Origin of the sequence: Micromonospora sp. LOL_021, from assembly GCF_048060215.1 — a bacterium.
Taxonomy (GTDB): domain Bacteria; phylum Actinomycetota; class Actinomycetes; order Mycobacteriales; family Micromonosporaceae; genus Micromonospora_E.
In genome coordinates, this window is record NZ_JBHMIN010000021.1 from 65,450 (window position 1) to 91,675 (window position 26,226).

28 protein-coding genes and 1 pseudogene are annotated in these 26,226 nt (G+C 73.2%); 17 read left to right on the forward strand and 12 right to left on the reverse strand.

The features are described from left to right. Window positions 1–128: 128 nt before the first annotated feature. Both ACFHWT_RS15920 and ACFHWT_RS15925 read right to left on the reverse strand, forming a co-directional pair. Entirely contained in the window at window positions 129–1,181 is a 1,053-nt protein-coding gene (locus ACFHWT_RS15920; protein WP_416595385.1) for an SDR family oxidoreductase, read from the reverse strand. Window positions 1,182–1,305: 124 nt separating this feature from the next. Beyond that, a complete protein-coding gene (locus ACFHWT_RS15925) occupies window positions 1,306–1,749 on the reverse strand; it encodes an SRPBCC family protein (protein WP_416595386.1) in 444 nt (147 codons plus the stop codon). A gap of 113 nt (window positions 1,750–1,862) precedes the next feature. On the opposite strand from ACFHWT_RS15925, the gene ACFHWT_RS15930 reads away from it, so the two are divergent. The 8 genes from ACFHWT_RS15930 to ACFHWT_RS15965 are packed head-to-tail and all read left to right on the forward strand — an operon-like array spanning window position 1,863 to window position 10,556. Beyond that, on the forward strand, window positions 1,863–3,512 hold the full coding sequence (locus ACFHWT_RS15930) for an HAD-IIIA family hydrolase (RefSeq protein ID WP_416595387.1): 1,650 nt from the start codon (window positions 1,863–1,865) through the stop codon (window positions 3,510–3,512). Next, a complete protein-coding gene (locus ACFHWT_RS15935) occupies window positions 3,509–4,486 on the forward strand; it encodes a glycosyltransferase (protein ID WP_416595389.1) in 978 nt (325 codons plus the stop codon). Before ACFHWT_RS15930 ends, ACFHWT_RS15935 begins: the two co-directional genes overlap by 4 nt. Continuing rightward, a complete protein-coding gene (locus tag ACFHWT_RS15940) occupies window positions 4,471–5,685 on the forward strand; it encodes a glycosyltransferase (RefSeq protein WP_416595391.1) in 1,215 nt (404 codons plus the stop codon). The genes ACFHWT_RS15935 and ACFHWT_RS15940 overlap by 16 nt, the downstream gene beginning before the upstream one ends. Before the next feature lie 19 nt (window positions 5,686–5,704). Beyond that, a complete protein-coding gene (locus ACFHWT_RS15945) occupies window positions 5,705–6,424 on the forward strand; it encodes a D-sedoheptulose-7-phosphate isomerase (RefSeq protein ID WP_416595432.1) in 720 nt (239 codons plus the stop codon). A gap of 14 nt (window positions 6,425–6,438) precedes the next feature. Next, window positions 6,439–7,896 carry a PfkB family carbohydrate kinase gene (locus tag ACFHWT_RS15950; protein WP_416595434.1) on the forward strand — a complete coding sequence of 486 codons (1,458 nt, stop codon included), beginning with the start codon at window positions 6,439–6,441 and terminating at the stop codon, window positions 7,894–7,896. Further along, complete coding sequence (locus ACFHWT_RS15955) at window positions 7,893–8,588, forward strand: SDR family oxidoreductase (RefSeq protein ID WP_416595393.1); 696 nt, start codon at window positions 7,893–7,895, stop codon at window positions 8,586–8,588. Before ACFHWT_RS15950 ends, ACFHWT_RS15955 begins: the two co-directional genes overlap by 4 nt. Beyond that, window positions 8,585–9,589: a glycosyltransferase family 9 protein gene (locus tag ACFHWT_RS15960; protein WP_416595395.1), complete on the forward strand. Its 1,005-nt coding sequence runs from the start codon at window positions 8,585–8,587 to the stop codon at window positions 9,587–9,589. The genes ACFHWT_RS15955 and ACFHWT_RS15960 overlap by 4 nt, the downstream gene beginning before the upstream one ends. After that, window positions 9,570–10,556, forward strand: coding sequence for a DNA topoisomerase IB (locus ACFHWT_RS15965; protein WP_416595397.1), 987 nt, complete (start codon window positions 9,570–9,572; stop codon window positions 10,554–10,556). The genes ACFHWT_RS15960 and ACFHWT_RS15965 overlap by 20 nt, the downstream gene beginning before the upstream one ends. Here the strand turns inward: ACFHWT_RS15965 and ACFHWT_RS15970 are convergent. From ACFHWT_RS15970 to ACFHWT_RS15985, 4 genes and pseudogenes are all read right to left on the reverse strand, one after another. Next, complete coding sequence (locus ACFHWT_RS15970) at window positions 10,548–11,345, reverse strand: TerC family protein (protein ID WP_416595400.1); 798 nt, start codon at window positions 11,343–11,345, stop codon at window positions 10,548–10,550. The genes ACFHWT_RS15965 and ACFHWT_RS15970 overlap by 9 nt on opposite strands. A 101-nt stretch (window positions 11,346–11,446) precedes the next feature. Then, window positions 11,447–11,950, reverse strand: a complete 504-nt coding sequence (locus tag ACFHWT_RS15975) for a hypothetical protein (protein WP_416595401.1) — start codon at window positions 11,948–11,950, stop codon at window positions 11,447–11,449. Window positions 11,951–12,007: 57 nt separating this feature from the next. Next, window positions 12,008–13,644, reverse strand: a pseudogene (locus ACFHWT_RS15980) (RecQ family ATP-dependent DNA helicase). 97 nt (window positions 13,645–13,741) lie between these two features. After that, window positions 13,742–13,876, reverse strand: coding sequence for a hypothetical protein (locus tag ACFHWT_RS15985; protein WP_282230358.1), 135 nt, complete (start codon window positions 13,874–13,876; stop codon window positions 13,742–13,744). Window positions 13,877–14,014: 138 nt separating this feature from the next. On the opposite strand from ACFHWT_RS15985, the gene ACFHWT_RS15990 reads away from it, so the two are divergent. Further along, on the forward strand, window positions 14,015–15,706 hold the full coding sequence (locus tag ACFHWT_RS15990; protein WP_416595403.1) for a glycoside hydrolase family 3 protein: 1,692 nt from the start codon (window positions 14,015–14,017) through the stop codon (window positions 15,704–15,706). On the opposite strand, the gene ACFHWT_RS15995 is transcribed toward ACFHWT_RS15990, so the two are convergent. Together ACFHWT_RS15995 and ACFHWT_RS16000 are read right to left on the reverse strand one after the other, a co-directional pair. Next, window positions 15,662–16,759, reverse strand: a complete 1,098-nt coding sequence (locus ACFHWT_RS15995; protein ID WP_416595404.1) for a PQQ-dependent sugar dehydrogenase — start codon at window positions 16,757–16,759, stop codon at window positions 15,662–15,664. The genes ACFHWT_RS15990 and ACFHWT_RS15995 overlap by 45 nt on opposite strands. Then, the gene (locus ACFHWT_RS16000; protein ID WP_416595406.1) at window positions 16,752–17,036 is read right to left on the reverse strand and encodes a GNAT family N-acetyltransferase; all 285 of its coding nucleotides are present in this window, start codon (window positions 17,034–17,036) and stop codon (window positions 16,752–16,754) included. The genes ACFHWT_RS15995 and ACFHWT_RS16000 overlap by 8 nt, the downstream gene beginning before the upstream one ends. 192 nt (window positions 17,037–17,228) lie before the next feature. Between ACFHWT_RS16000 and ACFHWT_RS16005 the strand changes: the two genes are divergently transcribed. The 7 genes from ACFHWT_RS16005 to ACFHWT_RS16035 all read left to right on the forward strand — a co-directional run bounded on the left by ACFHWT_RS16005 (window position 17,229) and on the right by ACFHWT_RS16035 (window position 21,356). Then, window positions 17,229–17,603 carry a hypothetical protein gene (locus tag ACFHWT_RS16005; RefSeq protein WP_416595435.1) on the forward strand — a complete coding sequence of 125 codons (375 nt, stop codon included), beginning with the start codon at window positions 17,229–17,231 and terminating at the stop codon, window positions 17,601–17,603. Between the two features lie 108 nt (window positions 17,604–17,711). Further along, the gene (locus tag ACFHWT_RS16010) at window positions 17,712–18,476 is read left to right on the forward strand and encodes a DUF1206 domain-containing protein (protein ID WP_416595407.1); all 765 of its coding nucleotides are present in this window, start codon (window positions 17,712–17,714) and stop codon (window positions 18,474–18,476) included. Between the two features lie 85 nt (window positions 18,477–18,561). Next, on the forward strand, window positions 18,562–19,806 hold the full coding sequence (locus tag ACFHWT_RS16015; RefSeq protein WP_416595409.1) for a mechanosensitive ion channel family protein: 1,245 nt from the start codon (window positions 18,562–18,564) through the stop codon (window positions 19,804–19,806). Between the two features lie 59 nt (window positions 19,807–19,865). Beyond that, complete coding sequence (locus tag ACFHWT_RS16020; protein WP_416595412.1) at window positions 19,866–20,288, forward strand: phage holin family protein; 423 nt, start codon at window positions 19,866–19,868, stop codon at window positions 20,286–20,288. After that, on the forward strand, window positions 20,285–20,593 hold the full coding sequence (locus ACFHWT_RS16025; RefSeq protein WP_416595415.1) for a DUF3618 domain-containing protein: 309 nt from the start codon (window positions 20,285–20,287) through the stop codon (window positions 20,591–20,593). Before ACFHWT_RS16020 ends, ACFHWT_RS16025 begins: the two co-directional genes overlap by 4 nt. After that, window positions 20,590–20,862, forward strand: a complete 273-nt coding sequence (locus ACFHWT_RS16030) for a DUF4235 domain-containing protein (protein WP_123601092.1) — start codon at window positions 20,590–20,592, stop codon at window positions 20,860–20,862. The genes ACFHWT_RS16025 and ACFHWT_RS16030 overlap by 4 nt, the downstream gene beginning before the upstream one ends. A gap of 290 nt (window positions 20,863–21,152) precedes the next feature. Further along, entirely contained in the window at window positions 21,153–21,356 is a 204-nt protein-coding gene (locus ACFHWT_RS16035) for a cold-shock protein (protein WP_007075740.1), read from the forward strand. Window positions 21,357–21,500: 144 nt separating this feature from the next. Here the strand turns inward: ACFHWT_RS16035 and ACFHWT_RS16040 are convergent, their stop codons facing one another. Further along, complete coding sequence (locus ACFHWT_RS16040; RefSeq protein ID WP_416595417.1) at window positions 21,501–22,484, reverse strand: aldo/keto reductase; 984 nt, start codon at window positions 22,482–22,484, stop codon at window positions 21,501–21,503. Window positions 22,485–22,628: 144 nt separating this feature from the next. Here ACFHWT_RS16040 and ACFHWT_RS16045 point away from each other — a divergent pair, with 144 nt between their 5' ends. Next, window positions 22,629–23,642, forward strand: a complete 1,014-nt coding sequence (locus tag ACFHWT_RS16045; protein ID WP_416595437.1) for an adenosine deaminase — start codon at window positions 22,629–22,631, stop codon at window positions 23,640–23,642. A gap of 6 nt (window positions 23,643–23,648) precedes the next feature. Here the strand turns inward: ACFHWT_RS16045 and ACFHWT_RS16050 are convergent, their stop codons facing one another. From ACFHWT_RS16050 to ACFHWT_RS16060, 3 genes are all read right to left on the reverse strand, one after another. Continuing rightward, window positions 23,649–23,870, reverse strand: coding sequence for a hypothetical protein (locus ACFHWT_RS16050; protein WP_416595418.1), 222 nt, complete (start codon window positions 23,868–23,870; stop codon window positions 23,649–23,651). 236 nt (window positions 23,871–24,106) lie between these two features. Further along, a complete protein-coding gene (locus ACFHWT_RS16055; RefSeq protein ID WP_416595420.1) occupies window positions 24,107–25,504 on the reverse strand; it encodes a HAMP domain-containing sensor histidine kinase in 1,398 nt (465 codons plus the stop codon). Window positions 25,505–25,533: 29 nt separating this feature from the next. Continuing rightward, complete coding sequence (locus ACFHWT_RS16060; protein WP_123601096.1) at window positions 25,534–26,223, reverse strand: response regulator transcription factor; 690 nt, start codon at window positions 26,221–26,223, stop codon at window positions 25,534–25,536. Window positions 26,224–26,226 lie beyond the last annotated feature (3 nt).

Below are 26,226 nucleotides of genomic sequence, written 5' to 3' on the forward strand. Positions count from 1 at the left end.
CCCCCATGATCGTCATCTGCGGTCGATGATGCATTGGTGGGCGGGTGGGCTGTATCCCCCTTGTGTGCCACGGCCGCCGGTTCGACGGCGGCGACCGGCGGCCCAACGGCGGCGGTGGTGTCAGACGGTCACGCCGCCCGCCCGACCGGTCGACGGACCGCTGCCCGCAGCCGGGCCGGCCCGTTGCCGACCATCGCCCGGGCGGTGCCGAGCGCGGCGGCCAGGACCGCGGCGGTGGCGGTCTGCTTGTGCGTCACGGCCCACAGCGCCAGCGACCGCCGACGTGCCTGGTCGTCGAAGGCGCCGTGCGCGCCGTGATCGACCTCGGCATCGACCGGAGCGTCCACGTTGTCCCGCCAGTGGGTCCGGTCGATGACCTCGTCGGTCTGCTGGGAGTCGAAGCCGACCTGCCGGATCGCCAGCAGCCGGTCGAGCAGCCCGGGCGCGATGACGTCGGCGAGCCGAGCCCGAAGGGTGGGGCCACCGACGTTGACCTCCCGCTTGCCGTTGTCGGCGGCCCAGCAGATCGCCGCCGCGGCTACCTCGGGCTGGAAGATCGGCGGTACCGGCTGCGGGTGTCGGGGCAGGTGGGTGCGCACCCAGGAGAACTGTGGCGTGTTCACCGCCGGCAGTTGGACCATCGACAGCTTGATCTCGGGGCTGGCCTGGAGCAACTCGGCCCGTAGCGAGTCGTTGAATCCCTGGATGGCGTGCTTGCTGGCACAGTACGCCGATTGCAGCGGAATGCCCCGGTACGCCAGCGCCGACCCGACCTGCACGATCGTGCCGATCCCGGCCGGGCGCATCTGTCGCAGCGCCGCCAGCGTGCCGTGCACGGTGCCGAGGTAGTTGACCTCGGTGACCCGTCGGAACTCGTCGGCGCTGATCTCCCAGGTCGGGGCGAAGACCGACACCATCGCGTTGTTGATCCACACGTCCAGGCCGCCGTTGCGTCGGTGCAGGTCGTCGGCGGCCTCGTCGACCGCTGCGGCGTCGGCGACGTCCACCTGGTACGTGGCCACCGCCTCGGCACCCAGCTCACGGCACTGCGCGGCGGCTGCGGCCAGGCCGGCCGCTCCCCGGGCGAGCAACCCGAGCCGGGCGCCACGGCGTGCGTACCGCTGGGCGGTGGCGCGTCCGATGCCGGCGCTCGCGCCAGTGATCATCACGGTCTGGCTCATCCCGATCACCTCCCTGCGGGTGCCGTCCGGCACCCGTCCACTGACCTGCCCTGACTGGGTCTGCCCCGACTGGACCCTGCTGCCGTGGGCCCGTCCCTCGGTCCCGGGCCGTGGCGTGCCGGCGTCACCCGACGGTCTGCCGGGTGGCGATGTCGGACAGCCGGCGCAGCGTCTCCCGGTTGCGGTGGTGCAGGACCAGATCGTCGAGCTTCGTACGGATCCAGTGCAGCGGCCCTCCGGTGAACGACTCGGCGATGGTGACCCGGGTGCCGTTGCCCGGGGTCGACGCGAGCCGGAACACGATCGTCGCCTCGCCGAGCGGCCACAGTCCGGCCCGTAACGTCAGCTCGTCATCCGGCCGGCAGGAAATCACCGTGGTGGTGTCGGACAACGACAGCGGCCAGGGACCGGCCGTGTGGTGCAGCCGGGCCCCGGGCTGCGGCCAGTGCTCGTCGACGTCGCGGATGTGCACGGTGCCGACCACCCAGTCGCTGTACGACCAGCCGTTCGCCAGCACGGCGAACACCTGGTCCGGCGGGGCGGGGATCACCCGCTGCACGACAGCCACGATCAGCTGGGTACCCCGCGGGCGGCACGCTAACCCGACTGCTGGCGAAATGGTGCGGACCGGACGAACGCCGTGGTTGGTTTACTCGCCCCGCACCCGGGAAACGGAGCCAGGTGCGAAGCGAACTGATCAGTCGGGGCCGCGGGCTGTTCGACGCGGTGCTCTTCGACCGTGACGGGACGCTCGTGCACGACGTGCCGTACAACGGCGACCCGGACCTGGTCCGCCCGGTGCGCGGTGCCCGCGCCGCGCTTGACCGGCTCCGCGCCGCCGGCCTGCGGCTCGGTGTCGTCACCAACCAGTCCGGCCTGGCCCGCGGCCACTTCACCGCCCACGACATGCGTCGGGTGCACGACCGGATCGAAGAACTGCTCGGCCCGTTCGACACCTGGCAGATCTGCCCGCATGACGACGGCGACGGCTGCCGTTGCCGCAAACCGGCACCGGGCATGGTCCTGGCCGCCGCCGGGGAACTGGGCACTACCGCCGCGCGGTGCGTCGTGGTCGGCGATATCGGCCGGGACATCGTCGCCGCCGGCGCCGCCGGCGCCGCCGGCATCCTGGTGCCCACCGAGACGACCCGGCCGCAGGAGACGGCCGCCGCTCCCGCCGTCGCCGGCGACCTGGCCAGCGCCGCCGATCTCATCCTGCGTCGCCACCGGGCGACCGCCCCTGACGGGCCCGGCCCGCGCGGCGGCCGGGTCCTGGTAGCACGCTCCGACTCGGTCGGCGACGTGCTGGTCACCGGGCCGGCGATCCGCGCCGTGGCGGCCGGGGCGGACGAGGTGGTCATGCTCTGTGGGCCGCGGGGTCGGGCCGCCGCCGAACTGCTGCCCGGCGTCGGAGAGCTGATCGAGTGGCCACTGCCGTGGATCGACCCGAATCCCGGTCCGGTGGATCCGGCCGATCTGACCCGGTTGACGGACCGGCTGGCCGAGGTCGGTGCCGACGAGGCGATCATCTTCACCTCCTTCCACCAGTCGCCGCTGCCGCTGGCGCTGCTCCTGCGGCAGGCCGGGGTGGACCGGATCGCGGCGATCAGCGACGACTACCCTGGCTCCCTGCTCGATGTGCGCCACCGCGTGCCAGCCGGCGTACCGGAGCCGGAACGCGCGTTGTCGCTGGCCGCCGCCGCCGGGTTCGCGCTGCCCGGCGACGACGAACCGGTGCTGCGGCTACACCCGGGCTGTCTGCGGCCGGCCGCCGGGCCCGCACCGCTGGAGTCCGACGCGGGTGTTCGCCACCGGAGGCTGGAGCCGGACCGGGCCGGACCACCGGGCTATGTCGTCGTGCACCCGGGATCCTCCGTCGAGTCCCGCGCCTGCCCGCCGGAGCAGTGCGCCGCGTTCGTCGACGCGCTGCACGCCGCCGGGTACCGGGTGGTGGTCACCGGCGGCCCCGGTGAGCAGGCGCTGAGCCGCCGGGTCGCCGGCCGGTCCGGTGTGGACCTCGGCGGTCAGACCTCGCTGGCCCGGCTCGCCGCGATCATCGCGCAGGCCGGCGCGCTGGTCGTCGGCAACACCGGGCCGGCACACCTCGCGGCGGCGGTCGGCACCCCCGTGGTCAGCCTGTTCGCGCCGACGGTGCCGTTCGGCCAGTGGGGCCCCTACCGGGTGCCCTGGGTCCGGCTCGGCGACCCGGTCGCCGGGTGCCGCAACACCCGGGCCGCCCGCTGCCCGGTGCCGGGCCATCCGTGTCTGTCGACGGTCTCCCCGGACAGCGTGGTCGAGGCCGTCGACCTGATCTGTGGGACGGCCGGATGAACATCTTCCTCTGGCACGTCCACGGATCGTGGACCACCGCGTTCGTCCACGGCAAGCATCACTACCTGGTACCGGTCACCCCGGACCGGGGACCGTACGGGCTGGGCCGGGCGCGCACCTACCCGTGGCCGGACGGCGTCACCGAGATCCGCCCCGGGCAGCTCGCCGCCGCCGAGGTCGACCTGGTGATCCTGCAACGCCCCGAGGAGCTCGACCTGGCCACCAGCTGGCTCGGCCGTACCGTCGGTCGGGACGTGCCGGCGGTCTACGTCGAGCACAACACGCCGAAGGGCGACGTGCCGACCAGCCGGCACCCGATGGCCGACCGCGACGACCTTACCGTGGTCCACGTCACCCACTTCAACGATCTGTTCTGGGACACCGGCGGCACCCGGACCCGGGTGATCGAGCACGGCATCGTCGCACCGGCCGCCCGCTACAGCGGCGAACTCGACCGGCTCGCCGTGGTCGCCAACGAGCCGGTACGCCGCCGCCGGGTCACCGGCACCGACCTGATGCCCCGGTTCGCCCGGGTCGCCCCGCTGGACGTGTACGGGATGGGGGTCGCCGGGCTGCCCGAGGCGCTCGGCGGGCCGGCTGCCGGGCAGTTGGCCGTCCACGACGACGTGCCGCAGTCGGCGATGCACGCCGAGGTGGCCCGCCGCCGCGCGTACCTGCACCTGTGCCGGTGGACCTCGCTCGGCCTGAGCCTGATCGAGGCGATGGCGATGGGCATGCCGGTGATCGTCCTCGGCACCACCGAGGCGGTCGCCGCGGTACCGCCGTCGGCCGGGGTGCTCGCCACCCGGGTGCAGACCCTGGTCGACGCCGCCCAGTGGCTGATCGACGAGCCGGACGCGGCCCGCCGGCTCGGTGCCGGCGCGCGGCGCGCGGCGCAGGACCGATACGGACTGGACCGGTTCCTCGCGGACTGGGACGAGCTGCTGGAGGAGGCGCTATGCGCATCGCGATGATCTCGGAGCACGCCAGCCCGCTCGCCGCGCTCGGCGGGGTGGACGCCGGCGGCCAGAACACGCACGTCGCGGAGCTGTCCACCGCGCTCGCCGCCGACGGCCACGAGGTCCGGGTGTTCACCCGCCGGGACGCCGCGGACCTGCCGGAACTGGTGCAGCTGGACAACGGGGTGGCGGTGGTGCACGTGCCGGCCGGACCGGCCGAGCACATCGCGAAGGACGACCTGCTGCCGCACATGGCGGAATTCAGCCAGTGGCTGGCCGGGCAGTGGAGCCACGACTGGACCCCGGCGGTCGCCCACGCGCATTTCTGGATGAGCGGGCTGGCCGCCGTGCACGCCGGCCGGCTGACCGGGGTGCCGGTGGTGCAGACCTACCATGCGCTGGGCACGGTGAAGCGTCGCCACCAGGGCGCGATGGACACCAGTCCGCCCCGGCGCATCGGCTACGAGCGGGCGTTGGGCCGCAGCGTCGACCGGGTGGTCGCGCAGTCCCAGGACGAGGTCGCCGAGCTGATCCGGATGGGGGTGCCCCGGGGCCGGCTGTCGGTGGTGCCGTCCGGCGTCAACGAGCAGACCTTCGCTCCCGACGGACCGGCCGTGCCGCGCGACGAGAGCCGGCCGCGGGTGCTGACCGTCGGCCGGCTGGTCGCCCGCAAGGGTTTCCAGGACGTCGTACGGGCCATGCAACTCGTTCCGAACGCGGAGTGCGTCGTCGTGGGCGGCCCGCCGTCGGCCGAACTGGACACTGACCCGCAGGCCCGGCAGCTGCGCCAGCTGGCCGAGTCGTGCGGGGTGGGCGACCGCGTCCGGCTGGTCGGCGGGGTGCCCCGGGAACAGATGCCGTCCTGGTACCGGTCGGCCGATGTGCTGGTCGCCGCCCCGTGGTACGAGCCGTTCGGGCTCACTCCGCTGGAGGCGATGGCCTGCGGCGTGCCGGTGGTCGGCACCGCCGTGGGCGGACTGACCGACACTGTCGTCGACGGACTTACCGGCGATCTGGTGCCGCCCCGGGACCCACGGGCGCTCGGCATGGCGCTGCGCCGGTTGCTCAACGACCGGGTCCGGCGGTTCGCCTACGCCACCGCCGCGCTGGACCGGGCGCGGCAGTGCTACTCGTGGCAGCGCGCCGCGGCGCAGCTGACCGCGATCTACGGCACCGTCAGCGGGGTGCGGCAGCCGAGCCGGGTGGTGGCCTGAGATGTCCGACGTGAACTCGATGTCCGACGTGACCTCGCTCATCGACATCCACCTCGCCGGGCTGGCTGAGGCGCTGCTGCCGTACCGCCAGGTGGCCACCCGGCTGGGTCGTTGGGGCGCCGAGCTGGCCTGGACGCTCGGTCACGGCGGCCGGCTGCTGATCGCCGGCAACGGCGGCAGCGCCGCCGAGGCCCAGCACCTCGCCGCTGAGCTGGTCGGCAAGCTGCGCGACGACCGCACCCCGCTGTCCGCGATCGCGTTGACCGCCGAAACCTCCTCGCTCACCGCGATCAGCAACGACTTCGGCTTCGAAGAGGTCTTCGCCCGGCAGGTACGGGCCCACGGCCGCCCGGGCGACATCCTGCTGCTGCTGTCCACGAGTGGACGTAGCGGCAACCTGCTCGCCGCAGCCCGGGCCGGCCGTGACGTCGGGCTGCGCTGCTGGGCCTGCACCGGCCCGGCGCCGAACCCGCTGGCCGAGGCGTGCGCCGAGGTGCTGGCGGTGCCGGCGGCCGATCCGCAGGTGGTGCAGGAGCTGCACCTGGTCACCGCGCACCTGCTGTGCGGCTACGTCGACCAGACGCTGCCCGGCGTGCTCGGTCTCGCCGGTGCGGTCGACGCCGTCGCCGGTGCGGTCGACGTCCCCGCCGGTGCGGTCGGTGCCGCCGCCGGTGCGTCCACGGCGCCCGCCGTGACAGACAGTCTGCCGGTAGTGGATGTCCGCGGCGGTGTCCGGTGACCGCCGGCCCGATCGTGGTGGTCGGCGACACCCTGCTCGACCGGGACGTCGACGGCGCGGTGACCCGGGTCTGCCCGGACGCCGCCGCGCCAGTGCTCGACGAGCGGTACGTCACCGACCGGCCCGGTGGCGCCGGGCTGGCCGCGGCGCTCGCCGCCGGGCAGGGACACCCGGTGGTACTGGTCAGCGCACTCGCCGCCGACCCGGCCGGTTGCCGGCTCGCGGCGCTGCTCGCCGCGGCCGGCGTGGACCTGCATCCGCTGCCGTTGGGTGGCGCGACCGCCGAGAAGATCCGGCTGCGGACCCGCGGGCAGGTGCTGCTGCGGCTGGACCGGGGCGGGGACGGCCGGGTGCACGGCGATCTGCCGCCGGCCACCGCCGAGGTGCTCGCGGCGGCTGCGGCGGTGGTGGTCAGCGACTACGGCCGGGGAGTGGCGCGAATGCCGGGCTTGCGGGCGGCACTGGCGGCGACCGGCGCACCGGTGGTGTGGGATCCGCACCCGCGCGGCCCGGCGGCGGTCGCCGGTGCCCGGCTGATCACCCCCAACGAGGCCGAGGTCCGCCAGTTGACCGGGCAGCCGGTCGGGGACACCCGGGTGGCCACCGCCGCGCGAGGCGCAGACGAGCTGCGGCGCCGCTGGCGGGCCGGGGCGGTCGCGGTGACGATGGGCGGCGACGGCGCGCTACTGTGCCACGCCGGGAGCGTGCCGCTGATGGTGCCGACGCCGATCAGCACCGACGGGGACACCTGCGGTGCGGGGGACCGGTTCGCCACCGCCGCGGCGACGGCGCTGGCCGCCGGAGCGGTGGTGTCCGAGGCGGTCCAGGCGGCGGTCGCCGAGGCGTCCCGGTACGTCGCCGACGGCGGCACGGCCGGGCTGCGGCGGCTGCTGGCTGGGCCCGATCAGGCCCCGGTGCCGGTGGAGACCGGGGCACTGCCTGCGGCGTCGGTGGAACAGGTCGGTCCGCGCGCCGCCGGGGCGCTGGCCGCCCGGGTACGGTCCGCCGGGGGCACCGTGGTGGCCACCGGCGGCTGCTTCGACCTGCTGCATGCCGGGCACGTGTCGGCGCTGCAGGCCGCCCGGCAGCTGGGTGACTGCCTGATCGTCTGCGTCAACTCCGACGCCAGCGTGGCCCGACTGAAAGGGCCGCAGCGGCCGGTGGTCGGCGAGCACGACCGGGCCCGGCTGCTCGTGGCGCTGGGCTGCGTGGACGCGGTGGTCGTCTTTGACGAGGACACCCCACACGCGGTGCTCAACTGGCTGCGGCCGGACATCTGGGTCAAAGGTGGCGACTACGCCGGTGACGGCACCGCCGAGCCGGACCTGCCCGAGGCCGAGGTGGTACGCCGATGGGGCGGGCAGACGGCGATCGTGCCGTACCTCGACGGCCGCTCCACCACCGGCATGATCGCCGCCGCCCGGGCCGGGCGGCCCGTCCCGTCGACCACCACTGTGGAGGAATCATCGTGACGAATCATCCCGGCAGCCCGGCGGTGCTGGTCACCGGCGGCGCGAGTGGTCTCGGGGCAGCCGTCGTCGACCTGCTGGCCAAGTCCGGCTACCGACCATGCGTCATCGACCGGCAGCCGCCAGCGGACGGGGTGCCCTGGCTCGACTGCGACTTGGCCGACACCCGGGCCGCCGAGGCCGCCACCCAGCGGCTCGCCGAGCAGACCGGCGGGCTGAGCGCGGTCGTCACCGCGGCCGGGATGGACGCGCCGGGCCGGCTCGCCGACACCCCCGCGCAGCTGTGGGAACGGGTCGTCACGGTCGACCTGCTGGCCACCGCGGCGGTGATCCGGGCGGCGCTGCCCTGGCTGACCTCGGCCGGCGGTTCGGTGGTGACGATCGCCTCCACCCTGGGAATGAAGGCGGTCGGTGACGCCACCGCGTACTGCGCGGCCAAGTTCGGGGTGGTCGGGTTCACCCGGGCGTTGGCGGCCGAACTCGCCGGCACCGTCGGCGTCACCCTGCTGGTGCCCGGCGGGATGCGGACCGCATTTTTCGATGAGCGCGAGGCGCAGTACCGGCCGGCGGCCGACGCCGCGCTCAACGACCCCGGCAACGTGGCGGCGGCGGTGCTGTTCGCGTTGCAGCAGCCGGCCGGGTGCGCGGTGCGCGAGATGGTGATCTGCGCGGACCGGGAGACGTCCTACCCGTGATCCTGGTGCTGCGGGCTCTCGGTATCGGTGACCTGGCCACCGCCGTGCCGGCGCTGCGTGGGCTGCGGGCCGCCTACCCGGCCGAGACGATCGCCCTGGCCGCGCCGACCTGGCTCGCCCCGCTGGCCGGCCTGACCGGCGCGGTGGACCGGCTGGTGCCGCTGTCCGGGCTCGACGCGGTGCCGCTGCTCGACAGCGGCCCGGACTGGGCGGTCAACCTGCACGGACGTGGCCCGCAGTCGCACCGGCTGCTCGCCGCGACGCGGCCGGGCCGGTTGTGGGCTTACCGGTGTCCGGCGGCAGCACACCACGATGGCCCGTCGTGGCGTGACGACGAGCACGAGGTGGCGCGGTGGTGCCGGCTGCTCACCTGGTACGGCGTCGACTGTGACCCCACTGACCTGCTGCTGTCCCGTCCGGTACCGGACCGGGTGCCGGTCGGGGTGACCGTCCTGCACCCCGGCGCGGCGGCTCCACGCCGCCGGTGGCCGGTCGACCGATTCGCCGAGTTGGCCGGTCGCCTGACCGCCGCCGGACACCGGGTGGTGGTGACCGGGTCGGCACCCGAGCGCCCGCTGGCTGAGGCGGTCGCCGCCGGTGCCGGGCTGCCCGGCACCGCCGTCTGCGCCGGACGGATGGACCTTTACCAGTTCGCCGCCCTGCTGGCGCACGCCCGTCTGCTGGTCGCCGCCGACACCGGCGCGGGGCACCTGGCAACGGCGTTCGGCGTACCGTCGGTCCTGCTGTTCGGTCCCACGTCGCCGACCCGCTGGGGCCCGCCGGTGCACCGGCGGCGGCACCGGGTGATCCACTACCCGCTGCTGTCCGCCGGGGCCGAGGAGCCGGCAGCCGTCCCCGGAGCCGCCGACTTCGCAGCCGGTGACCCGCCGGCTGTCGATGGACCGGCGGTCGACTGGCACCCGGCGATGGTCGCCATCTGCGTCGACGAGGTGCTCGCCGCGATGGGCGAGGTGGAACGCGATGCGGTTGCGGCGCAGTGAGCTGCACCGGCCGGGATACCGGCGTCGTCGCCGGGGCCGGGGGACCGCCTTCCTCGACACCCGGGGCCAGCCGGTCACCGACCCGGCGGAGCTGAAGCGGCTGCGTGAGCTGGTGATCCCACCCGCCTGGCGGGACGTGTGGATCTGTCCGCACCCGTGCGGTCACATCCAGGCCGTCGGTGTGGATGCGGCCGGCCGGCGGCAGTACCTCTACCACCCCCAGTGGCGGGTCCGTCGGGACGTCGCCAAGTTCCAGCACGTGCGGCGGGTCGCGGACCGGCTGCCCCGGCTGCGGAACCGGGTCGACGCCGACCTGCGTGGCCGGGGTCTGGGCCGGCAACGGGTGCTGGCCGCCCTGGTGCGCCTGCTGGATCTGGGGATGTTCCGGATCGGCAACGACCAGTACGCCGCCGGCGACGAACCCACCTTCGGGGTGGCGACGCTGCGGCCCGGACACGCCCGGCTGCAGCGAGGCTGTGTGATTCTCGAGTTCCCGGCGAAGGGCGGCGTCGCCCAGGTCCGGCGGATCGACGACGCGCAGGTGTGTGCCGTGCTGCGGGCGCTGCGTCGTCGCCGGCACGACGGGCAGCGGCTGTTCTGCTACTGGGACGGCCGGCGCTGGCGGGACGTGCACAGCGACGAGATCAACGAGTACCTGCGTCAGGCCAGCGGCACCGAGATGACGGCCAAGGACTTCCGTACCTGGCATGCCACCGTGCTCGCCGCGACCCGGCTGGCGGCCGCCGGCGTGCCGCGTTCGGCGGCGGCCCGGCGGCGGACGGTGGCTGCGGTGATGCGGGAGGTCGCAGAACTGCTCGGCAACACCCCCACCGTGGCCCGCGCCTCCTACGTCGACCCCCGGGTGGTCGAGTCGTTCCACCGGGGTCGGGTGGTCCGGCTCGCCGCCGCCGAGCCCAGTCGGACGGCCGCCGAACAGGCGGTCCGTCGACTGTTGCCGTTACGCTGAGTCGGTCCGGTCGGTGCTGTCCGTGCCGCCGACGGCCGCCGGCTGCTCCTTGACGAACGTCGGGTGCAGGCTGACCGGTACCGCCCCCTGTTTGCGCGACCGTAGCCGCAGGTTGAGGAACTCCACGAAGACGGAGAACGCGATCGGCCCGTACACGTACCCCTTGGGGATGTGGTGGCCGAGTCCTTCGGCGATCAGGCTGCCGCCGATCAGCAGCAGGAACGACAGGGCCAGCATCTTCACCGTCGGATGCTGGTTGACGAACCTGCTGACCGCCCCGGCCGACACCAGCATGATCACCATTGCGACCACCACGGCGGCGACCATGATGAACAGTTGGTCGACCATGCCTACCGCGGTGATCACCGAGTCGAGCGAGAACACCACGTCGAGCACCAGGATCTGGGCGATCACCGCGGCGAACGACGCGGTCTTGCCGCTACGGCCGTGGTCCGCGCCCTCCAGATGCTCGTGGATCTCGTAGGTCGCCTTGGCCAGCAGGAAGCCTCCGCCGAGCAGCAGGATCAGGTCGCGACCGGATATCTCCTGGCCGAAGACCTCGAACAACGGCGCGGTCAACCCGATCACCCAGGACAACGACGCGAGCAGTAGCAGTCGGGTGATCAGGGCCAGCGACAGCCCGATGGTGCGGGCCTTGGCCTGCTGGTGCTCGGGCAGCCGACCGGCGAGGATCGAGATGAACACGACGTTGTCGATGCCCAGCACGACTTCCAGCAGCAGCAGGGTCGCGAACGCGATCCACAGCTCGGGGCTGGTCAGAAGCTCCATCGATGCTCCCGGGAGAGGGGTGTCCACCGGGCCGGTGCGGCCCGCGATCCCAGACCGTACTGGCGGCGGTCAACCGGCCGCACACCGGGAGCCCCTGCGGCTCAGTCGTTGAGCACGTGGGCGAGCCGGTCGCGGAACCGCCGCTCCGACTCGGTCACCGACTCGCCGCCGATACCCAGCACCCCGCCGGTGGTCGCGGCGCCGACCACCTGTTCGGCGATGCCGACCAGCCAGTGCTTGTACGCCCCAGCCTCACCGTCGTCCACCCGGTCGGCGAGCAGTCGGGCCGCCGCCCCCGCCCGGTCCAGCACGTCGGCGATCAGCGCCTGGGGGTCGGCCGGTTCGATCACCGGCAGCTCCTCGCCGGTCTCCGGATCGCCGACCCGGCTGACCAGTTCCCCAGCGACGGCGGTGACCAGCGGGCTGGCCGACTCCCGGCCGGCGCTGATCGTCTCCAGCCCGGCGGCGTTCTCCGCCCGGGTCCGCCGTCCACCGTCGGACTCGGCCGCGCTGGCCGCGTTCAGCACCGCCTGCGGCAGCCCGACCAGCAGTCCCCATTCCTCGTCGGAGAACCCGAGTTCGGTGTACACCGGCAGTTCCGTCACGCTCTTGCCCCTCTCAACCCGCTGCCCGCCGGACCAGGTGTCCGACGGAGGCGATCCTCAACGCTGCTCGGCGGCCAGCAGACCCTGGTCGCTGACCACCGGCACCGACAACGTCTTGTAGCCGACACCGTCGAAGAGGACCGTCATCCGGTCCTGTTCGTACCCGAGCACCAGGCCGGCCCCCCATTCCGCGTGTCGCACCATACTGTGTACCGGGAACGGTTCAGCGGCGCCGTCGTCGGCGGTGCTGGTCCCGGCGTGGCAACTGTCGCAATGACCGCAGACGTCCGTCACATGCTCCCCGAAGTAGGCAAGCAGCGCCCGGGTGCGGCAACCCGTCGCCTCGGCGAAGGCCCGCATCATGTCGGTGCGGGAGCGCTGCACGGTCTGGCGACGTCCGGCCGCCGCCACCGCGTCGGCGGCGGCCCGCGCCGGGTCCGGCGCGTAGAAGGGACGGACGGTCTGGGTGCCGGCTACGGTACGGGCCGCGCCCACCTCCTCCAGCAGGGCGAGCAGCTGGCTCAGCTTGCGGGCCCCGAGCCCGGTGCGGCGGCGCAGCTCGGCGCGGGTGGCCGGGTTGGTGTCCAGCACCTCGGCGACGTCACGCAACTCGTCCTGGTCGGGCGGGCTGGTGGTGAAGTAGCGCTGCAGACCGATGTCCTCGGCCCGCCACAACAGCAGCGCCCGGGCCGGCCGGCCGTCCCGGCCACCACGACCGATCTCCTGCAGATAGCTGTCGGGCGAGTCCGGCAGCGCGGTGTGCGCCACCCACCGTACGTCCGGTTTGTCGATGCCCATGCCGAACGCGGACGTCGCCACCATCACCGGCACCTGCCCGGCGAGGAACTCGTCGTGCAACTGCTGCCGGGCGGTGGCCGACATGCCCGCGTGGTAGCAGCGGGCCGGGTAGCCGGCGGCGGCGAGCTGACCGGCCAGGTCCGTCGCGGCCCGCCGAGTCGGCACGTAGACGATGCCGGGCGGCTGTTCCACGTCGAGCAGGGCGACCAGCCGGCGCCACCGGTAGTCCTCGGTCGGGCAGTGGGCCACCTCGAGGAACAGATTGTTCCGGTCGAGTCCGGCACCACCAGGTGCGGGTCGGTCAGCCCGAGCCGGTGGACGATGTCGTCGCGGACCGGCGGCGAGGCGGTGGCGGTCAGCGCCACCACCGGGGGGCGGCCCAGCTGCTCCACCAGGTGGCCGACGGCCAGGTAGTCGGGTCGGAAGTCGTGCCCCCAGGCTGAGACGCAGTGCGCCTCGTCGACCGCGACGAGCGCCGGGGACAGCCCCCGTACCTCGGCCAGCCGGTCCGGGTCGCACAGCTGCTCCGGGGTGGTGAACAGGAACCGGGCCCGGCCTTGGCAGACGTCATCGAGCGCCGCCCGTCGCTGGGCCGGGCTCTCCGCGGAGCTGATCCGTACCGCCCGCAGCTCGGCCTGGCCGCGCTGGTTGAGTGCGGCGATCTGGTCCTGCTGCAACGCGAGCAGCGGGGAGATCACCACGGTCGGGCCGGGCAGCATGGTGGCCGGGATCTGGTACACGGCCGATTTCCCGGCGCCGGTGGGTAGCACCACCAGGGCGTCGCGGCCCTTCAGCAGGGCCCGCATCGCGCCGAGTTGGCCGGGCCGCAACGCCGACCAGCCGAAGCGTTGGCGTGCCGCGCTGCGCAGTCGGGGTGAGTGCAGGGGCAGCTTCATCGGAAAGCGTGGTTACCCGGTGGTGACCACCGCCAAACGGGCCGGGCGTCCCGGGGACCGTGCCGACCGTCGGCCGACCCGGCCTCACCGTCTCCGCTCACCGCCCCTTGCCGAACATCGCCCGTAGCGCGGCCAGCAGGAGCAGGATGCCGAGGACGGCGCCGACCACCTGGACACCGGGGATGTCCTGCCAGCTGGTTTCCTCGGCGGCGTACTGGACGAACGGAACCACTCACGCACTGTGCCACACCGGGGCTGTCCGGCGACAGACCGTGCCGTACGGCGGGACCGGCGCCGTCGCCGCGGCGCGGGTCCCGGTTAATAGGAAGGTTTATTGACTAAAACTATCCGTGATGTGAACATGAGCCGCATGGTCGATTCCAGTCCCAGTGTGCGGCGGATGGCGGCCACCGTGCTGCAGCCCGGGTTCATCGGCACCGGCCCACCGGACTGGGTGCGCCGGTGGGTCGCCGACGGGCTGGGCGCGGTGGTGTTGTTCGCCCGCAACGTCCGCGACCCCGAACAGGTCGCCGCGCTCACCGCCGCGCTGCGCGCCGAACGGCCGGACGTGCTGGTCGCCATCGACGAGGAAGCGGGTGACGTGACCCGGATCGAATCCGGGCACGGCAGCTCCCGCCCCGGCAACCTGGCCCTCGGCGCGGTCGACGACCCGGAACTGACCCGCCGGGTGGCTCACGATCTCGGCCTGGAGCTGGCCGGCGCGGGAGTCACCGTCAACTACGCCCCGGTCGCCGACGTCAACTCCAATCCGGACAACCCGGTGATCGGGGTACGCGCGTTCGGCGACGACCCGCACCTGGTGGCCCGGCACACGGCCGCCTGGATTGGCGGGCTGCAGGACGCCGGAGTCGCCGCCTGCGCCAAGCACTTCCCCGGACACGGCGACACCAACGTGGACTCGCACGCCGCCGTACCCCGCATCGACGCCGACCGGGTCCGGCTGGACGCGGTGGAGCTGGCCCCGTTCCGGGCCGCCATCGCCGCCGGCACCCGGACGATCATGACCGGACACCTGCTCGTCCCGGCGATCGACCCGGCCAATCTCGCCACCCTCAGCCGTGCGGTCCTGGTCGACCTGCTGCGGGACCGACTCGGGTTCACCGGTGCCGTGATCACCGACGGAATCGAGATGCGGGCGGTGACCCGGCGCTTCGGTCTGGCCGGCGCGACCGTCCGGGCGCTCGCCGCCGGGGTCGACGCGGTCTGCGTCGGCGGCGAACACGCCGACGAGGAGACCGTCCGGCGACTGACCGACGCGATCGTCGACGCGGTCGTCACCGGACAACTGCCAGCGCAGCGGCTGGCCGAGGCGGCGGAGCGGATCCGGCAACTGGCGGAGTGGTCGGTGCGGCACCGCCGACCGGGCCGCAACGGGCCCGTACCGGGTGGCAGCGGGTCCGACACGCTGGCGTCCGCCGGCCCGCCGACCGGCCCGGTGCGGTCCGCCGTCGGACTCGCCGCCGCCCGGCGCGCGCTGCGGACACGGGCCGCGGCCCGGCTGCCGCTGACCCGACCCGCGTACGTGGTGGAGTTCGCGCCGCCGCACAACATCGCGATCGGGGCTGAGACCCCGTGGGGCATTGGCCAGGCCCTGGCCACGCTGCGGCCCGGGACGCTCACCGTCCGACTGACCGAACGGGATCTCGACGCGTCGGCGGGCCCGTCGGTGGCGGCCGGCGTGCCTGCTCGACCAGTTGAGCCGTTGGACACCGCGCTGCTCGCCGCCCGTCACCACGCCCTTGTCCTGGTGGTCCGCGACCTGCACCGGCATCGGTGGATGTCGGTGGCGGTCGACCGTGCGCTCGCCGCGCGGCCCGACGCCGTCGTGGTCGAGATGGGGGTACCGATCCGGGTCACCGGTGACGTCCACCTGTCGACCTACGGGGCGAGCTGGGCGAACAGTCGGGCCGCCGCCGAGCGGCTGGCCGGTTGGCAGACGCCGGTGGCCAGCACCGGCACGCCCGGCCCGACCGGGCCGGACCCTACGGCGGACCGGTCAGCCGCGGATCCGCAGGATCCGGTCGTCGTCGCCGGTGGGTGAACCGCGGCCGTCCCGGTTCGAGGTGAGCACCCACAGGCTGCCGTCCGGCGCCACCGCCACGTGCCGCAGCCGGCCGTACTCGCCGCTGAGCAGCGTCTCGGCGCCGGTGCCGTCCGGAGCGACCCGATACAGCCGCTGGCCACGTAGGCACGCCAGCCACAGCCGGCCCTGGTGGTGGGCGAGACCACTGGGCGAGGCGTCCCGGGGTGCCCAGGTCGCCACCGGATCGACGAACTCCGCCCGGTCGGCCACCCCCTCGATCTCCGGCCAGCCGTAGTTGCCGCCGGCCTCGATCCGGTTCAGCTCGTCGTGCCGGTTCTGCCCGAATTCGCTGGCGTACAGCTGCCCGTCCGGATCCCAGGCCAGTCCCTGCACGTTGCGGTGGCCGAGGCTGAACACCGGTGACCCCGCAAGCGGGTTGTCCGCCGGGACGGTGCCGTCCGGCCGCACCCGTAGGATCTTGCCGGCCAGCCCGGTCGGGTCCTGCGCGGCTCCTCGCTCGCCGGCGTCGCCGGTGCCGACGTACAGCATCCCGTCCGGACCGAAGGCGATCCGGCCACCGTTGTGGGTCGGCGCCCGGGGAATCCCGGTCAGCACCGGCTCGGGGGCCGTCGTCGGGCCGTCGGGCCCGAACCGGAACCGAACGACCCGGTTGTCCTCGGCACCGGTGTAGTAGAGGTAGACCCAGCCGTCGGCGGCGTGTTGCGGGGACACCGCCACGCCGAGCAGACCGCCCTCCCCGTCCGGGACCACCCCGTCGACCTCGGTGATCTCCCGGGTGCTGCCCTGCGCGTCCACGGTCAGCAACCGCGCGGTGTCCCGCTCGGTCACCAGGGCGGTGCCGTCCGGTAGGAAGGCGAGGTCCCACGGTGCGGCGAGCCCGGTCGCGACGACCTCGACGTCGGCCGACGCCTCGGGCGCGTCGGAGATCGTCGGATCGCTGAACCAGCCGAGCCAGCCGCCCGCCGCCACCACCGTGGCCGCCAGCACGAGTACGCCGGCCACCGCGACCGCCGTCCGTGCCATGCCGGGCCGGCGCCGCTCATCAGTCACCGGCGACCAGCTCGGCGAACTCGGGATGCCGACCGATGTAGGCGGCGATGAACGGGCATTGGGGCACCACCCGCTCACCGCGGTCGCGGATCTGACTGAGTAGCCCGTGGGCGAGGGCGTCACCGGCACCCCGTCCCCGGTACGCGGGATCGATCTCGGTGTGCGTCACGGTCACCGGCGCCGGACCCGGCCGGTAGCTGGCGAACCCGGCCAGGCCGTCGTCGATCAGGATCTCGAACCGGTTCCGCGCCGGGTTGTCCTCCACCAGCACTGTCACGGTCGGACACCTCCTCGGTCAAAGGCCGACTCGGTATAGGCCCACTCGGTCAAGGCCGACGGTCGGCAGGCCGGCACGGTTTCGAGCCTAACCGTCGGCCCGCCGCCTCGCCGGCCGGTGCGGCGGCTGGCGAGTGCTCCGGGCGCCGTCACGAGCGCCAAGTACGCTTGTCCGGTGACCATCGCACCCCTGCTGCCATCCGCCTCCCGATTCACCAGATCCGGCCGGCGGGCCGGTGCCGCCTCCCGTATCGCCGGTCTGGCCGCCGGGCTGCTGCTCGGCGCGGCGTTGCTCGCCGGTTGCAGCTCCGAGGGCGCCAGCACCGACTGCGGACTGGACGCCTGTACGGTGACTTTCTCCCGGGGAGTCGAGGCCAGCGCGAGCTTTCTCGGCGTCGAGGCCCGGTTGATCGGCGCCGAGGGCGACCGGGTCACCGTCGAGGTGGCTGGCGAGCAGGTCACCCTGACCGTCGGCGAGCAGGCCACCGAGGTCGGCGGGTTCGACGTGACCCTCGAGCGGGTCACCGACTCGGAGGTGGCGATCCGGGTCGCCCGGCAGCTGGGCTGACCACCGGTCGGGCACGTTTGGTGGCGGCGCTGACCGGTCATATGGAGCGCCATGCCGAACACCAGGGATGCGCGGCGCACCGCCCACCAGGTTGGTAACAGTCGATCGTTGAAGCTACTCGCCAGAGCCGGCTTCGTTGGGTACGGCCTGGTGCACCTGCTGGTGGCCTGGCTGGCACTGCAGATCGCTTTCGGCCGTTCGGCCGCCGACGGGGACCAGTCCGGCGCGCTGCGTACCCTCGCCGCGCAGCCGCTCGGCGGGGTGCTGCTGATCGCCGTCGCGGTCGGGTTGGCCGCGATGGCGGTGTGGCAGGGCATCGAAGCCGCCGTCGGGCACCGTACCGAGCAGGGCAACAAGCGGACGGTCGAACGGGTCGTCTCGGTCGGTCGGACCGTGGTCTACCTGTCCTTCGCCTGGACCGCCGTCCAGGTGTTCCGCAACGCCAACGCCGACACCGCCGACCAGCAGCAGGCGATGAGCGAACGGGTGATGTCCGCCCCCGGCGGCCGGTGGCTGGTCGGGTTCGCCGGCTTGGTGGTGATCGGCATCGGGGCCGGGATGGTCGTCAACGGCGTCACCCGGCGGTTCGCCGAACACCTGCGGACCGGGGCGATGAGCGCCCGGGCGCGGACCGTCGTCTGCCGGCTGGGTACGGCCGGCTACGTCGCCAAGGGAGTCGCCTACGGCACCGCCGGGGCACTGGTGGTGACCGCCGCCGTCCAGTTTGAGCCGGAGCAGGCCCGGGGCCTGGACGCAGCCCTGCACACCCTGCGCGAGCAGGCGTTCGGGTCTGTCCTGTTGGCACTGGTGGCGGCCGGCTTCGCGGCCTTCGGCGCCTACTGCTTCGCTCAGTCCCGCTACCGGAAGGTGTGACCCACCGCCCATGGCAGGACCCACCTTCGCCCGGCATCATTGACCTTTTGTCCCTGTTGATGGCGATGTGAAGGAGGATTCTTTCGTGCATCCGGTTGTCTGGACGGTGCTCGTCACGGTCGCGGCGGCGTTACTCGCGGTGACCGTGGTGGCGATCGGCCAGCGCGTCGTCCGGCGTCTCGGCCGACGTTCCGTCCTGCTCGCCGAGGTCTCGACCCACGCCCACCGGGCGACGCTGGTGGCCGCGACAGTGACGGCCATTCAGCTCGCGGTCCGTTTCTCGACCGGTTACGCGGTCGGTGAGCCGTGGCGGCGTACCACCTTGCACCTGCTGGTCCTCGCGATGATCGCGGCGTGTGCCTGGTTGGTCGGCGCACTGCTGCTGGCCATGGAGGACACCACGCTGGCCCGGTTCCGCACCGACGTGCCGGACAATCGGCACGCCCGCCGGCTGCACACCCAGGTGGTGATGCTGCGCCGGGTCACCATCGCAGTGATCGTCATCCTCACCGTCGGGGTGATGCTGATGACCTTCCCGGCCGTACGCGGTGTCGGCGCCAGCCTGCTCGCCTCCGCAGGGGTGATCGGTGTGGTCGGCGCGCTGGCCGCGCAGAGCCTGCTGAGCAACGTCATCGCCGGACTGCAGTTGGCCTTCAGCGACGCGGTGCGCATCGACGACGTCGTGGTGGTCGAGGGCGAGTGGGGCCGGATCGAGGAGTTGACGCTCAGCTACGTGGTGGTGCACATCTGGGACGACCGGCGGCTGATCCTGCCCACCTCGTACTTCACCACCACTCCGTTCCAGAACTGGACCCGCACCAAGGCCGCGGTGCTCGGCACCGCCGAGTTCGACCTGGACTGGTCGGTCCCGGTCCAGGCAATGCGGGAGGAACTGCGCCGGCTGGTGGGGGGCACCGAACTGTGGGACGGCCGGGTGTGTGTGCTGCAGGTGACCGACGCGACCGGCGGTACGGTCCGGCTGCGGGCACTGGTCAGCGCCGCCGACTCGCCGAGTCTGTGGGATCTGCGGTGTCAGGTCCGCGAACACCTGGTCAGCTGGGTACGCGACCAGCGACCGACCGCCCTGCCCCGGTGGCGGGCCGAGGTCGGCGACGGGGACAGCCTGCTGGACTGGCTGGACCTGCGGCACCGGTCGGTCACCGGTGGGCAGCCCAACGGCCGGCACCCGTCCGGACCGGTCACGGCCACCACCGTCGGCGGACACGAGGTACCCGACGACGCCCGGCTGTTCGGCGGTGACGCCGAGGGCGACGCCCGCGCGTCGGTCTTCGTCGGACCAGAGGAACCCGCCGCTGCTGATCGTCGCTAGCAGGATTGACCGAGGTCCGGGCCGGGCATACAGCGGCGAACAGCGGGAAAGGAGGCACCATGGCCGACACTTTGCACCGGCCGCCCGCCGAGCGGTCCACCACGGAACTCGTGCAGCAGGCCGGTGAGCAGATATCGCGACTGGTGCGCGACGAACTCGCGCTCGCCCGTGCCGAACTGACCGAAAAGGGCAAACATGCCGGGCTGGGTATCGGGCTGTTCGGCGGCGGCGGGGTCGTCGCGCTCTACGGCCTCGGTGTGCTGATCGCCGCCGGCGTGCTGCTGCTCGCCCAGGCCTGGCCGCCCTGGCTGGCAGCCCTGGCCGTCGCGGTGCTGCTGTTCCTGGTCGCGGGCGTACTGGCGCTCGCCGGGCGACGACAGGTCCGTCAGGCGGCGCCGCCGGTGCCGACGGCGGCGGCGGACAGCGTACGGGCGGACGTGACGGTGGTCGGCGCGGCGATGAAACGGGGGCGGCAGTCGTGACGTCACACAACGGCAGGTCCGGCAACGGCACCGGCGATCTCGACCTGCTCCGGACCGAGATCCGGCAGACCCGGGCCGAACTGGGCCAGACGGTGCAGGCGCTGGCTGCGAAGACCGACGTGAAGAGCCGGGTGCGGCTAGGGGCCGACCGTGCCCGGCTGCGGCTGCGGGATTCGGCCCGCCAGGCGGCGGCCACGGCGCGCCGGCCGGACCGGCGTACCGTCGCGGTCCCGGCCCTGGTGGTGGCCGGCACCGTGGTGACGGTGGTACTGGTGTGGTTGACGAGGAGGGGGAGGCGCGGGTGAGCAAACCGGTCAACAAGTTGGCCTATCGGCCGGTCGGCCTGGTGCTCGGCCTGGCGGCGGGTGCCCTGGCCGGGGCGATATTCCGGCAGGTGTGGAAGCTCGCCGCCGGCGACGACGAGGCGCCCAACGCCATCGACGAGGAGCGTGGTTGGGGCGAGGTGCTGGCCGCGGCCGCACTGCAGGGGGCGATCTTCTCAGTCGTTCGGGCCGCTGTGGATCGCGGCGGCGCGACCGGGGTGCGCCGGCTCACCGGCCGTTGGCCGTCGTGAGCGCCGCCGCTGGTCAGGCGTGCGACGGCCCGGCCGTACCGGGCCCGGGTGACGACCAGATTCGGGCACGCCACGAGGGCGTGAACGGCGTCTCAGGTCACATGTCGGAGACGTTCGTCAGGTAGGCTGTGCGAAGTTTTTGCGTACGTGGTTTGCTGTCCACGCTGTTGCGAGACAGCGTGGGTTGAGAGAAGTCCTCCTTCACCGGGGGCCACCTCAGGCGCCGCTGCTCGAAAACGGCCAACCGGCCGCACGGCGTGCTTGGCCGCCAGTTTCAGAAGGAGATACACATGGCGCAGGGAACCGTGAAGTGGTTCAACGCAGACAAGGGCTTCGGCTTCATCACCGTCGACGGCGGGGGTGCTGACGTGTTCGTCCACTTCTCGGCCATCCAGACCAGCGGCTACCGCACGCTGGAGGAGAACCAGCGGGTCGAGTTCGAGATCGCCCAGGGCCAGAAGGGTCCGCAGGCTGAGCAGGTCCGCCCGATCTGACCTCGGTCACCGGTGCCGTCCGGCGGTCGGGCTGGCACCGACCCGCGAAGGTCGTGACGAGGGCCCCGTTGTTCCGGCCGGGACAGCGGGGCCCTTGCTTGTGCGCAGCGAACCCCTTGCCCGTGCGCAGCGCTGGGCGGCGGGTCACCACCGGTGGTGCACCTGCGGCCGGATCAGGTCGTCGTAGACCTCCCGCACCGCCCGCTGGGTGGCGTCGTCCAGCGGGCTGAGCTCTGCGGCTGCCGCGTTCGCTCTTGCCTGGGCGGGGTTGCGGGCACCGGGGATCGCCACCGTCACCCCGGGCTGGTCGAGGATCCAGCGCAGTGCGAACTGGGCCATGGTGGCCGGGGGTGGCACCAGCGGGGCGAGCCGACGCACGGCGGCCAGCCCGGTGTGGAAATCAACCCCGGAGAACGTTTCGCCGACGTCGAACGCCGAGCCGTCCCGGTTGAAGGTCCGATGATCGTCGGCGGCGAACCGGGTGTTCTCGTCGTACCGGCCGGAGAGCAGGCCACTGGCCAGCGGCACCCGGGCGATGATCCCGACCCCGGCGGCCGCAGCGGCCGGCAGCACCTGTTCCAGCGGCTTGAGCCGCAACGCGTTGAGGATGATCTGCACGCTGGCCACGCCCGGCCGGGCGATCGCGGCCAGTGCCTCGTCGGCCGTCTCGACACTCACGCCGTACGCGGCGATCCGCTGCTCGGCGACGAGGGTGTCCAGCGCGTCGTAGACCGCGTCGGTGCGCAGCACCTCGGTCGGTGGGCAGTGCAGCTGGACCAGGTCGAGGCGGTCGACGCCGAGGTTCGCCCGAGACCGGTCGGTCCAGGCCCGGAAATTGTCCAGCACGTACGCCGACGGGTGCTGCGCCACCCGGCGCCCCATCTTGGTGGCCACGACGAGGTCGTCGCCACCGGACTCCCGCAGAAACCGGCCGATTATCCGTTCGCTGCGCCCGTCGCCGTACACGTCGGCGGTGTCCAGGAAGGTGGTGCCGGCCTCGACGGCGGCGTTGAGCGTCGCCGCCGCCTCGTCCTCGCTGACCGTCCCCCAGTCGGCGCCGAGCTGCCAGGCACCCAGACCGATTGCCCCTACCGTGCGGCCGAGCCGCGGAAACGTGCGCTTGTCCACCGGGCGAGCCTAGACGACCGCCCGAACGGTACGCTCGGCGCAGCCGGGCCCCCGTCGGGGATGTCCGTTTTCCCAGAGGAGGTCGAACGCCAGGTGAGCCAGCAACCGTCGACTCCACCCGTGCTGTCGGAGCCCCCGCCCGCGCTGTCGGATTTCATCGCCGGGCTGCCGAAGGTCGAGTTGCACGTGCACCATGTCGGGTCGGCATCGCCGCGGATCGTCGCCGAGCTGGCCCAGCGGCACGAGGGGCGGTCCCCGGTTCCCGCCGACGAGGACGCGTTGGCCGACTACTTCGTGTTCCGCGACTTCGCCCACTTCGTCGACATCTACCTGAGCGTGGTCGATCTGATCCGCGACGACGAGGACGTCTGGGTGCTCACTCACGAGGTGGCCCGTGAGTTGGCCGCCCAGCAGGTCCGGTACGCCGAGCTGACGGTGACGCCGTACTCGCACGTACGGCGCGGCATTCCCGCGCCCGCGTTCTGCGCGGCGATCGAGGACGCCCGGCAACGGGCCCGCGCCGACTTCGGTATCGAGCTGCGCTGGTGCTTCGACATACCGGGGGAGGCGGGGCTGCCGGCGGCCGAGGAGACACTGCGGATCTGCCTCGAAGAGGCCCCGGACGGTCTGATCAGTTTCGGTCTGGGCGGGCCGGAGATCGGCGTCCCCCGGCCCCAGTTCAAGCCGTACTTCGACCAGGCCCGGGCGGCCGGGCTGCATTCGGTGCCGCACGCCGGGGAAACCACCGGGCCGGAGACGGTCTGGGACGCGCTGCGCGAGCTGGGCGCCGAGCGGATCGGCCACGGCACCTCCAGCGTGCGGGACCCGGAGCTGGTGGCGTTCCTGGCGGAGCGGCGGATTCCGCTGGAGGTGTGCCCGACGTCCAACGTGCGGACCGGTGCGGTGCCGCAGCTGGCCGCGCACCCGCTTGCCGACATGGTCGCCGCCGGCCTGCTGGTGACGATCAACTCCGACGACCCACCGATGTTCGGCACCAGCCTCAACCAGGAGTACGCGGTGGCCGCGTCCCTGCTGCAGGCCGGCCCGCAGCAACTCGCCGGCCTGGCCCGCGACGCGGTGACCGCCTCGTTCCTGCCCGCCACCGAGCAGCGGCGGCTGCGGGACGAGATCGACGGCTACCTGGCGTCGGCCGGCTGAGCCGGGCTATCTACTGGCGCAGGTCGCGTAGCCCGGGTCCTGCCAGCAGGCGAGGACCGCGACCACCAGCGCGCCGATCACCGTCACCCAGCGCAGCACCTGCCGCGCGGTGATCGGGGCGGCTCCGTCCTCGTCGACGGTGGGTGACCCAGCTGGCGGTGACCCGACGGCGTACGTACCCGACGGTGGCTCAGCGGCCGGCGGTGGCGCAGCGGCTGACGGTGACACGTCGACCTGCCTCTGTCCAGGGTGGGCGCGCGGCGGGACATCGGTGTTGGGGGACTGGGCCCCGCCGCGCGCAAGCGTCCCTGGACTGGGATTTGGGACGGTACTGCGGGTGAGTCGTCCAGGAACGCGGATGGGTTCGGAGCAGATGCTGCCATCCTGCGCGGGGCGTGCGGAACGACGTTAATCCAGACCTAAGGAATACTTGTGCCGGCGAAGACCCGGCCGTGATCTGCCGGTCAGCGCGGCGTCGGCCGGCGACGGGGGCGGCCCCGCTCCCGGTCCCGGTCGCGTTCCCTGGCTAGCCGGCCGACCAGCCCGAACCGGCTCACCGGGCGGGGCGGGGCGGCCTCGGCGTCGGCGAGCAGCATCACCACGCTCGCCCCGCCGAGCCGAGCCCGGTCCAGGCTGACCGACCCGTTCGCCTGCAACGCCACCCGGCGGGCGATGTCCAAGCCGAGTCCGGTGGAGCCCTGGTCGCTGGCCCCGCGCCGCAGTGCCCGGTCCGGGTTGGCGATGCCCGGCCCGGCGTCGTCGACCCGGATCGCCACGTACCCGTCCCGGCGGGACACCGCCACCTCGAACGCGGTGCCCTGCGGCGTGTAACGGAACACGTTACCGAGCACCGCGTCGAGCGCGGCCGCCAGCTCGGCCCGGGGCACCGGCACCGGGGTCCGCAGCTGCGCGCCTATCACGTTGTACGGCCGGTTCTGGTCGCCGGCCAACGCCGACCAGAAGACCATCCGGTCGCGGACCACCTCGGCGACGTCGCAGCTGCCTTGGCCGACCTCCTGGGTGACCGTCTTCCGGGTCGTGTTGATCAGAACGTCGACCTCGCCCTCCAGGGTGACGATCGCCTGACGGATCCGGCGGATCGTCCGCCGCCGGTCCAGCTCGGCCTCGCTGAACGAGCCGACGCTGGTGTCGTCGGAGTCGAGCGCGTCGGCGTCCAGCCGCAGCACGGTCAGCGGGGTGCGTAGCCGGTGGGACAGATCGGCGACGAGTTCACGTTCGTCGGTGCGGGAGGTGACCAGCCGGTCCGCCATCCGGTTGAACGCGTACCCGGCCTCGGCCAGCTCGCGCGGTCCGTCCGGCTGGATGCGGACCGCCAGATCCCCGTCACCGACCGCCATCGCCGCGTCGACCAGCCCTTTCGCGGCGGCGACGGCGCGCGCGGCGATCCGGTCCACGACGATGACCGAGCAGACGACCAGACCTGCGGCGATGCCGACCAGCAGCAGCCAGGTGCCGGCCGCACCCCGGTTGAGCTCGCCGTCGGCGACGAAGACCTCGACGACGGTGACCGCGTCACCGACCGTGACCGGCTCCAGGTGCAGCACCCCGCCGTCGGTCGCCACCACCGTCGGCCCGGTGCCGGCAGCGGCCTCGGTGACCTGCTGGCCGGTCGCCCGTACGGTGCCGGCCAGGTCGAGCCCGTGCACTACCGGCTGCCGGTCGGTGCTCTCGCCGAGACCGGCCACGGCCCGACGGACCCCTTCCGGGTCGTTGCTGACCGCCAACGCGCCGCGCACCACCGCGGCACGCCGGGCCGCGTCGGCCAGTGCCTGCTCGCGGGTCTCCCGCTGCAGCTGCAGGCCGAGCGGGATCAGGAAGACCAACGCGATGATCGATGCCATGCCGGCCCCGAGGTAGGCCAGCGCCAATCTCAGTCCGGTACCACCAGCCGGAAGCCGACCCCCCGCACGGTGCGCAGGTAGCGCGGCTTCGCTGCGGATTCGCCCATTTTGCGGCGAAGCCAGTAAAGATGCACGTCGATGGTCTGGTCCTCGCCGACCGACGGCTGCCGCCATACCTCCTCCAACAGCTCCCGGCGGGACACTACCCGACCTGGGCGGGCGGCCAGATAGGCCAGCAGGTCGAACTCCTTGCGGGTCAGCGCCAGGGCCTCGCCGTCCAGGGTGGCGCTGCGTTCGCCGACGTCGACCCGCAGCCCACCCACCTGGTGCACGGCGGGCGGCACGGACCGGCTCGCCCGGCCGGCCCGGCGCAGCACCGTGGTGATCCGGGCGTCCAGGTGCGCACCGGTGAACGGTTTGACCATGTAGTCGTCGGCCCCGGCCCGCAGCAGCCGGACGATCGCCTGCTCGTCGTCGCGGGCGGTGGCGATGATGATCGGCACGTCGGTGATGCCGCGCAGCATCCGCAACGCGTCCGACCCGTCCAGGTCCGGCAGACCCAGGTCGAGAACCACCAGGTCGGGAGTTTCCGCAGCGACCCGGCGTAACGCGTCGAGGGCGGTGCCGACCGCATGGACCGCGTGCCCGCGGTCGGCCAGCGAGCGCAACATGGCGCCGCGCACAACGTGGTCGTCTTCGACCAGGAGCACCGTAGCCACCTC